General features: G+C 65.2%; 10 protein-coding genes and 1 pseudogene. 2 read left to right on the top strand and 9 right to left on the bottom strand.

Going from position 1 to position 13,253, the window contains the following annotated elements; translation table 11 throughout:
* Positions 1 to 35: 35 nt before the first annotated feature.
* The 3 genes from ACVDHI_RS02735 to ACVDHI_RS02725 all read right to left on the bottom strand — a co-directional run bounded on the left by ACVDHI_RS02735 (position 36) and on the right by ACVDHI_RS02725 (position 4,694).
* Positions 36 to 1,763 carry an ABC-F family ATP-binding cassette domain-containing protein gene (locus tag ACVDHI_RS02735; protein WP_324018234.1) on the bottom strand — a complete coding sequence of 576 codons (1,728 nt, stop codon included), beginning with the start codon at positions 1,761 to 1,763 and terminating at the stop codon, positions 36 to 38.
* Between the two features lie 350 nt (positions 1,764 to 2,113).
* The gene (locus ACVDHI_RS02730) at positions 2,114 to 2,551 is read right to left on the bottom strand and encodes a PliI family lysozyme inhibitor of I-type lysozyme (protein ID WP_201934736.1); all 438 of its coding nucleotides are present in this window, start codon (positions 2,549 to 2,551) and stop codon (positions 2,114 to 2,116) included.
* Between the two features lie 112 nt (positions 2,552 to 2,663).
* Positions 2,664 to 4,694, bottom strand: a complete 2,031-nt coding sequence (locus ACVDHI_RS02725) for a M13 family metallopeptidase (protein ID WP_270804508.1) — start codon at positions 4,692 to 4,694, stop codon at positions 2,664 to 2,666.
* A gap of 129 nt (positions 4,695 to 4,823) precedes the next feature.
* Between ACVDHI_RS02725 and tilS the strand changes: the two genes are divergently transcribed.
* Positions 4,824 to 6,158, top strand: a complete 1,335-nt coding sequence (tilS, locus tag ACVDHI_RS02720; RefSeq protein ID WP_244058956.1) for a tRNA lysidine(34) synthetase TilS — start codon at positions 4,824 to 4,826, stop codon at positions 6,156 to 6,158.
* Positions 6,159 to 6,201: 43 nt separating this feature from the next.
* Here tilS and ACVDHI_RS02715 read toward each other — a convergent pair whose 3' ends face one another.
* On the bottom strand, positions 6,202 to 7,128 hold the full coding sequence (locus ACVDHI_RS02715) for a GGDEF domain-containing protein (RefSeq protein WP_039039444.1): 927 nt from the start codon (positions 7,126 to 7,128) through the stop codon (positions 6,202 to 6,204).
* Positions 7,129 to 7,315: 187 nt separating this feature from the next.
* Here ACVDHI_RS02715 and ACVDHI_RS02710 point away from each other — a divergent pair, with 187 nt between their 5' ends.
* Complete coding sequence (locus tag ACVDHI_RS02710) at positions 7,316 to 9,268, top strand: monovalent cation:proton antiporter family protein (RefSeq protein WP_180344789.1); 1,953 nt, start codon at positions 7,316 to 7,318, stop codon at positions 9,266 to 9,268.
* A gap of 27 nt (positions 9,269 to 9,295) precedes the next feature.
* On the opposite strand, the gene ACVDHI_RS02705 is transcribed toward ACVDHI_RS02710, so the two are convergent.
* The 5 genes and pseudogenes from ACVDHI_RS02705 to ACVDHI_RS02685 all read right to left on the bottom strand — a co-directional run bounded on the left by ACVDHI_RS02705 (position 9,296) and on the right by ACVDHI_RS02685 (position 13,104).
* Positions 9,296 to 10,456, bottom strand: a complete 1,161-nt coding sequence (locus ACVDHI_RS02705) for a patatin-like phospholipase family protein (RefSeq protein ID WP_048208164.1) — start codon at positions 10,454 to 10,456, stop codon at positions 9,296 to 9,298.
* Between the two features lie 92 nt (positions 10,457 to 10,548).
* Complete coding sequence (locus ACVDHI_RS02700) at positions 10,549 to 11,430, bottom strand: alpha/beta hydrolase (protein WP_447211658.1); 882 nt, start codon at positions 11,428 to 11,430, stop codon at positions 10,549 to 10,551.
* Between the two features lie 72 nt (positions 11,431 to 11,502).
* Positions 11,503 to 12,084 carry a TetR/AcrR family transcriptional regulator gene (locus ACVDHI_RS02695; RefSeq protein ID WP_048208163.1) on the bottom strand — a complete coding sequence of 194 codons (582 nt, stop codon included), beginning with the start codon at positions 12,082 to 12,084 and terminating at the stop codon, positions 11,503 to 11,505.
* Positions 12,085 to 12,237: 153 nt separating this feature from the next.
* Positions 12,238 to 12,341 (bottom strand): annotated as a pseudogene (locus tag ACVDHI_RS02690) (LuxR C-terminal-related transcriptional regulator); the annotation flags it as partial.
* Between the two features lie 118 nt (positions 12,342 to 12,459).
* On the bottom strand, positions 12,460 to 13,104 hold the full coding sequence (locus tag ACVDHI_RS02685; RefSeq protein ID WP_010673435.1) for a response regulator transcription factor: 645 nt from the start codon (positions 13,102 to 13,104) through the stop codon (positions 12,460 to 12,462).
* Positions 13,105 to 13,253: the final 149 nt, after the last annotated feature.

The raw sequence follows: 13,253 nt of genomic DNA, 5'->3' as shown, positions 1-13,253 counted from the left end.
GTTGCGTAACAAGAGATGGATGATCCGGGCTGGCGTCAGGCAAAGCCGAGCCGCTCGGCAAGGCGCGCCAGCTCGTCACGCCACTGCTGCTGCAGGCGCGGGGTCTGGTGCCTGGGCTTGCGGGCCAGATCGGCGGCGAGCAGGGCATCGAGCTCATACCAGCGCGCCAGCAGCGCCTCTTCGTCATCCCCCGTGGCGGCCGCGGCCTGCGGGTCACCTGATCGAGCCGGGCTGCCCGCCTGCGGCAAGGGGGCATCGCCCAGCAGCTCGGCATAGGCCCGCTCGGCGCTGTGAGCCTCCTGGATGCGCCCGTCCCTGATCAGCCAGAAGCGGTTGCAGCTGCGCTCGATCAGCTCCCGGTCGTGGGAGACCAGCAGCACGCCCCCGGGGAAGGCCGCAATGGCGTCGGCCAGCTCCTCCTTGCCCGCCAGATCCAGGTGATTGGTGGGTTCGTCGAGCCAGAGCATGTGGTGGCTGCCGAGGGACAGGGCGAGGAACAGCAACCGTGCCCGCTCGCCCCCGCTCAGGGTGTGCACCTGCTGGCCGTGGCGGGCATAGGGGAAGCCCGCCCGGATCAGCGCCTGTCGCCGCGTCACCTCAGGCAGAGGGGCCAGGGGGTACAGCGCGTCGCTCAGGGTGGCGTCGTCAGCCAGCTGCTGCAGGGACTGATCGTAATAGGCGATGCTCGCGCCGGGGTGGCAGTACCAGCCCGCCTGCGGACTCAGGTCTGTCAGTTCGCGCCAGCACTGGCGCAGCAGGGAGGACTTGCCGGTGCCGTTGGCACCGAGCAGGGCGACCCTGTCCCCGGCCCGCAGCCAGAGTCCCTCGGCACGCAGCAGCGGCGGCAGTGCCGGTGCCGGCGATACGTCGAGGACCTCCAGTCGCAGCAGGGTGTCGGCAGGCAGGCTCACTCCGCGCAGCTCGAGCCGCCAGGGGGCCAGCGCCGCCACCTGGCTCTGCTCCTCCTGCAGGCGGGCGATGCGCTTTTCCATGGACTTGGCCTGGCGCACCAGCTTCTCGTTGTCATGCTCCCGCCCCCAGATGGCGAGGCGCTTGCTGCTGGCGCTCAGGCGGTCTATCTCCTTTTGCTCATCTGCCCGGCGCAGGCGGGCCTGCTCATCCTCGGCAGCCAGTGCCGCCCTGGCCTGGCTGCAGGGCAGGGCGAAGCGGTGCAACTGGCCGTCTCGCAGGATCAGGGTCTGATCCGTGACGCGGTCCAGCAGGCGAGCGTCGTGGGAGACCAGCACGAAGGCGCCGCGCCAGCCCAGCAGAAACTGCTCGAGCCAGAGCAAGGCGGGCAAGTCCAGGTGGTTGCTGGGCTCATCGAGCAGCAGCAGGTTGGGTTGGCGCAGCAGGGCGCGCCCTATCTGCAGCCGGCTGTGCTGGCCACCGCTCAGTGCACTGACCGGCAACGTGGCCTGGGCCTCCAGCTGCAGTTCGGCCAGCAGCTTGTCCACCTGCCATTCGGCGGCGGGGTCGTTGCCGAGCGCATCCAGCAGCACGGCGCGGGTGCTGAGGGTGGAAAGCCCGGCGGGCAGTTGCTGGGCCACGAACTCGCAGCGGCAGGCGGCGGCCTGCACGACCCGGCCGGCCTGGGGCGTGCGCTCGCCCGCCAGCAGCGCGAGCAATGTGCTCTTGCCGCAGCCGTTGGCGCCAATCAGGCCGAGTCGGTCGCCTGCGCGAATGCCGAGTTCGAGGTGATCAAATAAGGGAAGGTGCCCCGCACTCATCTGCAGGGAATGGGTACTCATCAGGGTTGTCATGCTCTTGCTCTCTTAAATCGCGGGATAGGAAATCCCTGTCATCAGGAGCGCTGGCGACAACGGCAGAGTCGAGAAAGGTCTCGGTATGGAAGGGAGTCGGCTTTGCTCGAACCCGCTATCGCAGCGCGATGGTATGCAGGCAAGAGCACTTGAATGTGCCGAACAGGCGAGCCGAGAACATCGGACACGCTTGGATAACCATTTTTTACCTCCTTGTGTTTCGTTATGGCATGGTGCGGCGATTATAGGCACAGAAAAAAACAGTCGTCCATCCGCCCTGTGGGGGGCCGTGGGCACCGCATCGGGAGGCGCGGGGTAAAAAAACGCCCCGTGATACGGGGCGTGGGGGGTCAGTCGCGGGGGGTCTTGAGGGCCTCAATCACATCGTCACTGGGGGCCAGTCCCTCTACGTGGTTGAAGCTCTCCAGCCCCTCCTGGGGATTGATGGTGAGGGCGTCGGCGCTCAGGTAGCTGCCGCTGCCGGCGCTCTCCACCACGACGATGACTTCAGGCTGCTTGTCGCCGTTGAGATCCAGCAGCTTGATCTCCTTGATACTGCCATCGCGCGGCAGCACCTTGCCGTCGATGAACTGATCCAGCGGAAACTGCGGGTTGGCACCGGAGTAGAGGCGCACGTCGTAGCTGCCGGTGGAGGCAGGCTCGGCGCGCCCTTCGCTGACGGTCACCACCTGGCCGGAGGGGAGTGTCAGCTGTTTGAAGAAGCCATCCGCCGCCTGGCTGGCGAGGGGCAGGGTGAGCAGGCCGAGAGTAAGGAATAAGGCTTTCATGGAGAGGACCCTTGTTGCTGCTTGTGTGTCTGTGACGGGCAGGGGACGCTTCCCTGCCACGTCGGAAGCGGGCAGGGGGCCGCTGGTCGGCCGCCCCCTGCCCGGGTTGTCATCACCATATCTTGACCCGTTTGGCCGGGTCCAGATAGAGCTTGTCGCCGGGCTGGATCTTGAACGCCTCGTAGAAGGCGGGGATGTTCGGTACCACGCCGTTGACCCGGTATTCCGGCGGCGAGTGGGGATCCGAGGCGAGCAGCATCTGCATCAGCTCGGGGCGATACATGCCCTTCCACACCTGGGCCCAGCCGAGGAAGAAGCGCTGCTCGCCGGTAAAACCGTCCAGCACCGGGGCCTCCTTGCCATCCAGGGAGAGCAGGTAGGCCTTGTGGGCGATGGTGAGGCCGCCGAGATCGCCGATGTTCTCCCCCAGGGTAAACTGGCCGTTGACGTACTGGCCCTTGATGGGCTCGAAGCGGTTGTACTGGGCCACCAGCCGGCTGGTGCGGAAGCGAAACTCCTTGAGATCCGCCGGCGTCCACCAGTCGCGCATCACGCCGTCACCGTCGGATTTGGCCCCCTGATCATCAAAACCGTGGCCCATCTCGTGGCCGATCACCCCGCCGATGGCGCCGTAGTTGACCGCATCGTCCGCCGTCATGTCGAAGAAGGGGGGCTGCAAAATGGCGGCCGGGAAGACGATCTCGTTGTTGCTCGGGTTGTAGTAGGCGTTCACCGTCTGGGGTGACATGTGCCACTCGTCCCGATCGACCGGCTTGCCGAGGCGCGCCAGGTTGTCGGCGTATTCGAAGGCGCGGGCCCGCTGCAGGTTGCCCACCAGATCGTCGGGGCGAATGGTGATGGCGCTGTAGTCCTTCCACTTGTCCGGGTAGCCTATCTTGGGTCTGAACTTGGCGAGCTTCTCGAGGGCCTGTGTCTTGGTGGCCGGGGACATCCAGTCCAGCTCCTGGATGCTCTGGCCGTAGGCGGTGCGCAGGTTCTCCACCAGCTGCTCCATACGGGCCTTGGCCGCTGGCGGGAAGTAGCGCTCGACATAGAGCTTGCCCACCGCCTCCCCCAGGTTGTTGTCCAGTACCCCGAGGGCCCGCTCCCAGGGGGCGCGCTGCTTGGGCGTGCCGCTAAGAGCGGTGCCGAAGAAGGCAAAATTCTGGGCATCGGTCTGGCTGTCGAGGTAGGGGGCGTAATCGGTGATGAGCTGCCACTTGAGGTAGGCCTGCCAGTCAGCGACCGGGGTCTGCTGCATCACCTCGTTCAGGGCCGAGAGATAGGTGGGCTGGCCGATGACCAGGCTCTGCTGCCCCGCAAGGCCGGCCTGGGCCAGGTAGGCGTCCCAGTCGATGGCGGGGGCGAGGCGCCCCAGCTCGCTCACCGGTCCCTTGTTGTAGTTCTTCTCTCTGTCTCGCAGGGCCACGTTGTCCCACTGGATCTGGGCGAGCCTGGTCTCGAGGGCCAGGATGCGTTTCGCCTTGGCCTGGGCATCCGTCTCACCGAAGCGGGTCAGCATGGCGGCGATGTGTTGCTCGTACTTGTGCAGCAGCGCCTGGCTGTTGGGGTCGCGCTTGAGGTAGTAGTCCCGATCCGGCAGGCCGAGGCCGGCCTGGTAGAGGTAGACGGCATAGCTGTCAGGGGCCTTGGCGTCGGCGTCAATCCAGAAACCGAAGGGGGAGCCGCCACCGGTGCGGGCGCTCTGGGCGAAGGCCCGGGCGAGATCCTGCGGCGTGCTGATCTGCTCTATCTCGCTCAGCATTGGCAGCAGGGGCGTGGTGCCCTTGGCGTTGCGGGCGGCCTGATCCAGATAGCTCTGGTAGAGGTCGTGGATCTGCTGGGCCGGGGTGCCGGTGGCGGCTTTGCCATCCAGCCCCTCCACCAGCACTCGCACGTCCGCCAGGGATTTGTCCCGCAGCAGGTAGAAGGCGCCGTCGGCGGGCCTGTCATCGGGGATCTTGGCCGTGGCGAGCCAGTGGCCGTTCACGTAGCGGAAGAAGTCGTCACCAGGCTTGACGCTGGTGTCCATGTTGGCCAGCGCAAGGCCGGAGTGTTTGTCCGGTTGGCTCGGTGCCTGACTGCAACCGGCCAGCAGGGCCAGCCCGACGAGGGTGGCCAGGATGTGTTTCTTGTTGTTCATTATGGTTTTATTCCAATTCGGGTTATATGGCTTCCTTGCCCACGCAGGGAGCGATTCACTCTAGCAGCCGGGTTAGCGCTTGATAAGCCCGACTCTGCTAAGATCGGCCTGGTCGTATTGGGGAAGCCTATGATTTCTCGTATTTATTCTCGTTTTTGTCAGACCCTGCCCGCGCCGGAAGGTTCCCGCGGTCTGCTGGTGGCTTTCAGCGGCGGGCTCGACTCCACCGTCTTGCTGGTGCTGGCTGCCCGTTTTGCACGCGCCCACGGCCTCGCCCTGAACGCCCTGCACGTTCATCACGGCCTGAGCCCACATGCCGACCACTGGGTGGCTCACTGCGAAGGGGTGTGCCGGCAACTGGCGGTGCCCCTCATCGTGGAGCGGGTGCAGCTCTGCCGGGGCAACGGGGAGAGCCTGGAGGCCCAGGCGCGGGCGGCGCGTTATGAGCGACTCGCCGCCCACCTGGGGGAAGGGGAGTGGCTGCTCACCGCTCACCATCAGGACGATCAGCTGGAGACCCTGCTGCTGGCGCTCAAGCGGGGGGCCGGTCTGCGCGGGCTGGCGGGCATGGTGGCGAGCCAGCCTTTTGCCGCAGGCCATCTGTTGCGCCCCTTGCTCGACATGAGCCGGGCCGAGCTGGCGCAAGCCGCGCAGTCACTTCCTTATGGCTGGGTAGAGGATGAGAGCAACGAGGACCCGAGCTATGACCGCAATTTCCTGCGCCAGCAGATCATCCCCCTGCTCAAGGACCGCTGGCCCGCCATGGCCCGGACGACGGCGCGCACCATGGCCCTGTGCGCCGAGCAGGAGGCGCTTATCAGCGAGCTGGCCGAGGCGGACTGGCAGGCGGTGGGTGAGGGAGAAGGGCTGCGCATTGACGGACTCCTCTCCCTCTCCCCCGTGCGGCGCAACAACCTGCTGCGCCACTGGATCCGCCGTCAGGGGGGAGAGATGCCCTCCCGCGAGCTGCTGGGCCTGCTGTGGCAGGAGGTGGCGCTGGCGCGCGATGACGCCAACCCCAGGCTGAGCCTGCAAGGGTTGGCGTGTCGCCGCTATCAGGGGCGCCTCTACCTGGTGGCGCCGGATCTCGCCCCCCGTGAGGAGGTGCTGCCCATCCGGATGGAAGAGACGCTCACCCTGCCGGACGGGCTCGGGCAGTTCAGGCTCTGGAGAACGGATGGCGAAGGGTTGCGGACACCGAGGGGGGACGAGCCGCTCTCGGTGCGTTTTCAGGTCGCCCCCGGCGTCATGCTGAAACCGGTGGGGCGGGTGGGCAGCCGGCGGCTCAAGAAGCTGCTACAAGAGTACGGGGTGCCCTCCTGGCAGCGGGGGCGCATTCCCATCCTCTACTACGGTGAACAGGTGGCACTGGTGGCCGGGCTCTTTGTCTGCGACGGATTTCTGGCGCCAGAAGAGGGGGTGGCGTGGGAGTGGCGGCCCCCCGTCACCCCGGATGCGGATTGACATCGCAGAGTGACAGGGGGCCGGGAGGCGAAAGGGTGATGCCCTATTCGGGCAGGCCGGAGCCCCCGGCTTTCTTGCGGGCGTAGAGATGGGTATCGGCCGTCTCGTAGAGGCGCTGTACATCCATGCCCGACTGCCAGCTGGCGGCTCCCAGGCTGCACCCCACCGAGAAGGCGCTGAGCTCCTTGTGGCTGTGGAGCACATGTTGCAACCGCAGCCAGACCGGGCGCCAGGCCTCGGGGTCCGCGGGTTGCAGCAGCAGGGCAAACTCGTCCCCGCCGAGGCGAAACGCCTGATCCGTCCCGCGAATGCACCCCTGCAGCAACTGGGCGAAGCGGCTTAGCACCAGGTCGCCCACCGGATGGCCCCAGGTGTCATTGACCTGCTTGAATCTGTCGAGATCCAGCAGCACCAGCACTAGGCCGTGGGGTTCCCGGCTGTGTTGCTCCACCGCCCGGCCGATGGCTTCGTCGAAGTAGGCGCGATTGCCAAGCCCGGTCAGGTGGTCGAGCCGCACCTGCTGTTCCAGCCGATCCAGCCGCAGATAGAGGGGCAGGGGGAGGCTGAACAGCTGATGATATTGCTCAAGCAACCGCCTCTGGCCGTCGCTCAGGGGGTGCTCCAGCTCGTAGTGCAACTGGCCGAGCAACTGCTCGTGTCGTCCCCGCAGCTCGAAGCGATAGGCATGCAGGGTCAACCTGGCCTGGGGCGGGTGCGAGATGAGGGGGTGGGGCTGGCCACAGTCGAACTGGAGCGAGTGGATCCGGACAATGTTTGCCACCCGCTCGGCAAAGATTGCCAGCAGGGCGTCAAGATCCCGTTGCCCCAGCAACTGCTCGATCTGCTGATAGCGGTCCTGCCCGGTCAAGGGCGCAAGCCGCTCCATCTGCTGTACCCACTGCTCTATGCCATGTCCGAAGCCGTTCAATGACGATGTGTTTTCCACGTTACAGCCCTTACACCTCTCCATTCATTGCGCAGGCTCTTGCAAGCCCTGTGCCTAAAATATGTCCGATGAAAAACAAGGGGGCTGGCTAGGCTTAACGGGATGAAACGGGAGGGGAAATCCCTGCCGCTGAGCGAGTGGCGTGCCATATGGGGAGCGGGCGCTGTGCTTGCAGGGAAGAGGGTGCCGGGCAGATGAAGGAGAGGGATGGGTGTACGCCGATGTGTTGATCCTGCTGATCTTCGCCGTTGTGCTGGTGGCCATTTTCCGGCGCCTCGGCCAGCCGGTGATCCTTGCCTATCTGTTTGCCGGCATGCTGCTCGGCCCCCACGGCGTGGCCATCGTCACGGGTCAGGCCATGATGCAGACCATAGGGGAGCTTGGCATCGTGTTCCTGATGTTCTCCCTCGGGCTCGAGTTCTCCCTGCCGCGTCTGCTCGCCATGCGCAAGCTGGTGCTGGGGGTCGGCAGCCTGCAGGTGCTGCTCACCTCACTGCTGTTTTTCGGGCTCGGCTGGTGGTGGGGGCTGAGCCTGGCCCAGGCGCTGGTGGTGTCAGGCACCCTGGCGCTCTCCTCCACCGCCGTGGTGATCAAGCAGCTCGGCGAGCTCAAGCAGCTCCATACCCGGCGAGCCCAGCTCGGGGTGAGCGTGCTGCTGTTCCAGGATCTTGCCGTGGTGCCCCTGCTGGTGATGATCCCCATCCTGGCCCAGCCCGAGGTGCAGGGCAGCGCCCTGCTGGCGGAGGTCGCCTGGGCCTCCCTCAAGGGGTTGTTTGCGCTCTCCGTGCTGCTGGCGGTGGGGAAGTGGCTGCTGCCCATGCTGTTTTTCGAGGTGGCGCGCGCACGTTCAGACGAACTCTTCGTACTGAGTGCCCTGCTGGTGGCATTGCTGGCGGCCTCCCTGACCCAGTGGATGGGGCTCTCCATGGCGCTCGGTGCCTTTCTGGCGGGCATGATGCTGGGGGAGTCCCACTATCGTCATCAGCTCGAGGTGGACATCAAGCCGTTTCGCGACGTGTTGATGGGGCTCTTCTTCATTACCATCGGCATGACCATGGACTGGGCGCTTGTGGCGGGCGCCTGGTGGCAGGTGTTGGCCTGTGTGACGGGGCTCATCCTGTGCAAGTCGCTGCTCATATTGCTGGCGGGCCGCCTGATGGGGGAGCGCAAGCGCGACGCCATGGCCGCCGGCATCATGTTGAGCCAGGTCGGGGAGTTCGGTTTTGTGCTGCTGGCGCTGGCGAGTCATCACGGCTTGCTGGATCACCAGCTGGTCTCTCTGCTGATCGGTATCGGTGTCATCTCCATCGCCCTCACCCCCTGGCTGGTGTTGCGGGCGCTGGGACTTGCCCACTCCCTCACCGACAGTGCCCTGCTCTCTCGCGCCGAGGTGGCCCAGTCGGGCCTGAGCAAACACCAGCACGTCATCATCGCCGGGTTCGGACGCACCGGCCAAACCTGTGCCCGCTTTCTCAAGCTCGAAGAGATCCCCTTCCTGGCCCTGGATCTCGATCCCGAGCGGGTGAGCGAGGCCAAGCTGGCGGGGGAGCAGGTGGCGTTCGGCGATGCCAGCCGGCGCGACATCCTGCTGGCAGCCGGTCTGCTGCGGGCGCGGCTGGTGATCATCACCTTCGACGATCGCAAGCGGGTCGATGCCATGCTGACGCTGATCCGGGAGCTGGCGGGGGAGATCAAGGTGCTGGTACGCACCCGGGATGACAGCTTCCTTGAACACTACAAGCAGGCCGGCGCCTTCGAGGTGATCCCCGAATCCCAGGAGGGAGCCCTGATGCTGGTCTCCCACCTGCTGCTCAACTGCGACATTCCCATCGGCCGGGTGATCCGGCGCATGGAGCACGAGCGCAGCAGCCAGTATCGCTTTCTGCACGGTTTCTACTGGGGCGGCAAGAGTGCGGGCAATCTGGAGACGGATCAACAGCTCGAGCGGCTGCATCCCGTGCTGCTGCACGACCAGGCCTGGGCGGTGGGACACAGGGTACGGGATCTCGCCCTGGGAGAGGTGCGCATCAAGGCGATTCATCGCGGGGAGCGCAGCCTGGATCCCAGGCGCGAGCTGGTGCTGGCGGCGGGAGATACCCTGGTGCTCTTCGGCACGGCCGTGGCCATGGAACAGGCGGAGCAGCGCCTGCTGGAGGGACGCTAGGCTCTCCTTCCCATGAGATAAGGCCCCTCAGGCCTCTTCGCGAAACTGCTCCTGCCTCCCGCTGCCCGGCAGGTCGAGGAAGGCCTCGATGCGCTGGCGGTGATCCAGCGCGTCCTGGTATCCCAGCTTGATGAGCCGCTGGCAATAGCCGGGGTCAAACATCAGGAAGCTGGCCAGGCTGCTGCTCTCTTCGCCGTTGACCCCGAGCACCCGCAGCAGACGGCGCAGCTGGGTCGGCAACCGTGGGAGGTATTCGAGGGCGATGAGGTCGAGATCCTGGCTGGGGCGGATCACGCAGGTCTCCACCTGGCGCAGTTTCAGCCGACTGCGCTCCCGTGCCGGAATGAGGGAAAGGGTCTGGTTGATGCGCCCGAGCCGCTCCAGATCCGAATTGAGGGTGTCGGAGAAGACGGTGTTGAGCAGATGGCTCGCGATGTTGGAGCTGGTCAGGTGCCCCTGGCGGGGAGTCGGGTTCTCCCTGTGAGGGGAGTCCAGGGTCACCAGCAGTATCCGCTCCGCCCCCAGGTGGATGGCGGGGCTGAGCGGACTCAGCTGGTGGATGGATCCATCCCCGTAGACGCGATCGCCGATGGGGGTGGCGGGAAAGACGAAGGGCAGCGCCGACGAGGCCAGCAGGTGATCCGAGGTGAGCAGGGTACGCAGGCCACGTCGTCTGGCGCGCTCCCAGGGCTGATGTTCGGCCCGCCCCTGGAAGAAGGTGGTGGAGAGGCCGTCATCGTAGTCGGAGGCCGTGATGGCGATGGCCTCCAGGCTGCCGTAGAGAATGTTGTCATCGATGCGGTGATAGTCGATGAGCTGATCCAGCAGACGGCGCAGGGGGGCGTTGTCAAACAGGTGAAAGGCGCGGTTGCTCTGGGGGGTGATGAGGCCGGCCGAGCCCTGATAGAGGGTGCGCCACAGCAGTTGGCAAGGGTGGAAGTCGAAGATGTGGTGGGTCTCGAAACGTCGCCAGACCCACTCCAGCTTGCGCACCCCCAGATGGAAACAGGAGGCGTAGCACGCCAGCGCCGTGATGTTGAGAGCCCCCGCCGAGGTGCCGCACAGAATGGGGAAGGGGATGCCGATGTTGCGGGGGTAGAGTTCGGCCACCGCCTTGAGTACGCCGACCTGATAGGCGGCGCGGGCACCACCACCAGTCAGCAGAAGAGCAGTATTGGGTCTGGCCATGAGGGTGCGCCTTATCGTGATCGCCAGGGCGGGTTGCCACCGCGCAATTCAACTATAAGACGTTGTATACCGGATAAAAATGGGCCGCACGCTCAATTTTTGCGGCCCGTTTCATTTTCAGTTTGCCAAGGGGTCTGGCTCAGTTGATCGAAGGCGGCGAAGGCTGGAGGGCTTGCCAGAATACGGCCATGGCCGAGACCCCGGGTGCTCACCAGCCGGGTGCGGCCATCCTGGGCCGCGCGCAGGGAGTCCCGGTGGGGGGCGAAGCGGTCTTCCTCATCGTGCACGATGAGGGCGGCGCCGCTGCGCCGGGCGAGCCGGCCAAGGGGGTCAACCGTGCTGAGCGGGTGCTGGTATTCGTGTTCTATCTCCTTGACCACCGCATCGAACAGCCGGATGGAGTAGCCGGAGCGCGCCACCATGCCGTAGAGCTGGGGCACGTAGTCGAGCACCGGGGAGATGAGCAGCAGCGGCAGCGCATCGATTGCCGGGTGACGGCTGCTGAGGGTGACGGCGCCCCCCATGCTGTGGGTGATGACGCCCTGGACGGGGCCGACCCGCTCGAGGATCTCGTCGAAAGCGCGCACGAAGCGGGGCAGGTGACCCCTGTTCCCTTCGCTCCGGCCGTGGGCGGGGTGATCGTAGGCGAGCGCCGTATAGCCCTGGGCGGCGATGTGGCTCATCAGCGGATAGAACTGGCTGGCACTGCCTGACCAGCCGTGCATCAGCAGCCAGACCGGCCCCTGCCCGAGCCGGTAGCTCATCAGGGTCCCTTCACTGGTGTGGATGGCCTGCTCGACCAGGCCGGCCGGGGCTGCGACGTCCCGGGTCGCCCGCTGCGGGGTGAGCAGCAGCTTGCTGGCGGTGCGCTTGGCGTGGGTGGGCGCGAGCACGTGATGCAGGCGGGTGCCGAGGCCCAGCAGCAACTTGCTCGGGCTGAAGCGGCGTGTGTTGAAATAGATCTTGCTGCTCATGGTCATCCTGTGTCTTTTGTGTGCGAACGGTCGTGCTTTTTTGCGGGTTTTTAAAAAGAAGAACCCGTCGGGTCAGCGCCAGCTGGCCAGCAATTGTTCCACCTCGGGCCAGAAGTGGCGGGCCGGATCCTCGCTGAGCCCCAGGGCATGGAACACCTGATCCCCGAGATAGAGGCCATAGAGACGATAGACGGCGCGCCAGGGATCGAGATCGCTGCGCCACTCCCCTCTGGTCTGCCCCTGCACTACCTGGCGTGCCAGGTAGTCGAGCCAGAAACGGACCAGCTCGCGTGCCGCCTGCTGGACCTCACCCTCCTGGGCGGAGGTCCAGGCATCGAGGAACATGCAGCGGCCGGCAAAACTCTGGTTCCAGGCCAGCCAGGCCTGCAACAGGGCGAGCAGTTTCTCCTGCTGGGTGGCGTGCCCCTGTTGGCGCACCGGCTGGATCACCCGCTCACGAAATACCTCGGCGGAATAGGTGAGCACGGCGATTTGGAGGTTGTCGCGGGACTGGAAGTGGGCGAATAGACCGCTTTTTGACATCTCGCAGGCCGTTGCGAGGGAGCCTATGGTGAGGCTCTCCAGCCCCTGCTGGCTCGCCTGCTCGAATGCAGTCTGCAAAATGGTGTCGCGGGTCAGACGTCCCTTGCTCATCCGGCTCTCCTCTCTCTGGGCTGGCAGCATAAAGTACGACCGTGCTAATTGTCGAGCCGCAAATGGTGCAGGGAGGCCGTTTCCGGCTGCCGCGGGGTGCCAGAGAGTCTGTTGGAGGGGGGCTGGCTCGATACAAGCCAGCCGGGGACGAGCTCAGTCGTCCTTGATGCCCATTTGCTGCAGGGCGATGACTGCCTGGGTGCGGTTCTTGACCCCAAGTTTGCGGAAGGCGAAGTGATATGGGCTCTGATGGTGGCAAGGGGCTCAACTGTTCTTGATATCCATCTGCTGGAGGGCGATGACCGCCTGGGTGCGGTGCTTGACCCCAAGTTTGCGGAAGGCGGAGTGATATGGGCTCTGATGGTGGCAAGGGGCTCAACTGTCCTTGATATCCATCTGCTGGAGGGCGATGACCGCCTGGGTGCGGTTCTTGACCCCGAGTTTGCGGAAAATCGCGGTGATATGGGCCTTGATGGTCGCCTCGGAGACGTTGAGCTCCCAGGCGATCTGTTTGTTGAGGCTGCCATCCCGCAACATGATGAGCACCTTGTATTGCTGGGGGGTGAGGCTGGCCAGCTTGGTGGCGAAATCGGGCCCTTCGCTGGGCTCGGGATGGAGGGAGATGCCTTCCGGCACCCAGTTGTCCCCCCCGATCACCGTATTGAGGGCGCTGACCAGCTCTTTCATGGGGACGGACTTGGGAATGAAGCCGAGCGCGCCCAGGCGCAGCACCTGCTGGATGATGGCGGGATCCTCGGAGGCCGAGACCACGACGATGGGGAGATCTGGGTGATGTCCGCGCAGATAGGCCAGCCCCTCGAAGCCGTTGGCCCCCGGCATCTTGAGATCCAGCAGCAGCAGGTCGACGTCGGGATGTTCATCGAGCAGGTGGCTCAGGCTGTCGATGGAGTCAGCCTCCAGCAATCTGGCGTCGTCGATGGCCATGTGCACCGCTTGATAGAGGGCGCCCCGAAACAGGGGGTGGTCATCTGCGATGACGATGGTAAATTGGCTGTCCATAGCTCACATTGTTGCTAACTGATTGTTTTGAAAAATCAAACTAGCACTGCTACCCAAGTGGGTCAAACCCGCCAGTACGCAAATGTGAGGTGGTCATCGGATGTCGTGCCACGGGGCCGGCGGGATGGCCAGTAAACAACCCATGCAGG

Source organism: Aeromonas sp. 25-248 (genome assembly GCF_053005425.1).
Note: the sequence above shows the minus strand (reverse complement) of the source record. Positions and strands in the feature narration are given on the sequence as shown.

What these genes read in the sequence shown, in the direction of transcription:
- ACVDHI_RS02735 (WP_324018234.1), bottom strand. Translation starts at nt 1,763, where the DNA reads ATGACAACCCTGATGAGTACCCATTCCCTGCAGATGAGTGCGGGGCAC.
- ACVDHI_RS02695 (WP_048208163.1), bottom strand. Translation starts at nt 12,084, where the DNA reads ATGAGCAAGGGACGTCTGACCCGCGACACCATTTTGCAGACTGCATTC.
- ACVDHI_RS02700 (WP_447211658.1), bottom strand. Translation starts at nt 11,430, where the DNA reads ATGAGCAGCAAGATCTATTTCAACACACGCCGCTTCAGCCCGAGCAAG.
- ACVDHI_RS02715 (WP_039039444.1), bottom strand. Translation starts at nt 7,128, where the DNA reads ATGGAGAGGTGTAAGGGCTGTAACGTGGAAAACACATCGTCATTGAAC.
- ACVDHI_RS02685 (WP_010673435.1), bottom strand. Translation starts at nt 13,104, where the DNA reads ATGGACAGCCAATTTACCATCGTCATCGCAGATGACCACCCCCTGTTT.
- tilS (WP_244058956.1), top strand. Translation starts at nt 4,824, where the DNA reads ATGATTTCTCGTATTTATTCTCGTTTTTGTCAGACCCTGCCCGCGCCG.
- ACVDHI_RS02725 (WP_270804508.1), bottom strand. Translation starts at nt 4,694, where the DNA reads ATGAACAACAAGAAACACATCCTGGCCACCCTCGTCGGGCTGGCCCTG.
- ACVDHI_RS02705 (WP_048208164.1), bottom strand. Translation starts at nt 10,456, where the DNA reads ATGGCCAGACCCAATACTGCTCTTCTGCTGACTGGTGGTGGTGCCCGC.
- ACVDHI_RS02730 (WP_201934736.1), bottom strand. Translation starts at nt 2,551, where the DNA reads ATGAAAGCCTTATTCCTTACTCTCGGCCTGCTCACCCTGCCCCTCGCC.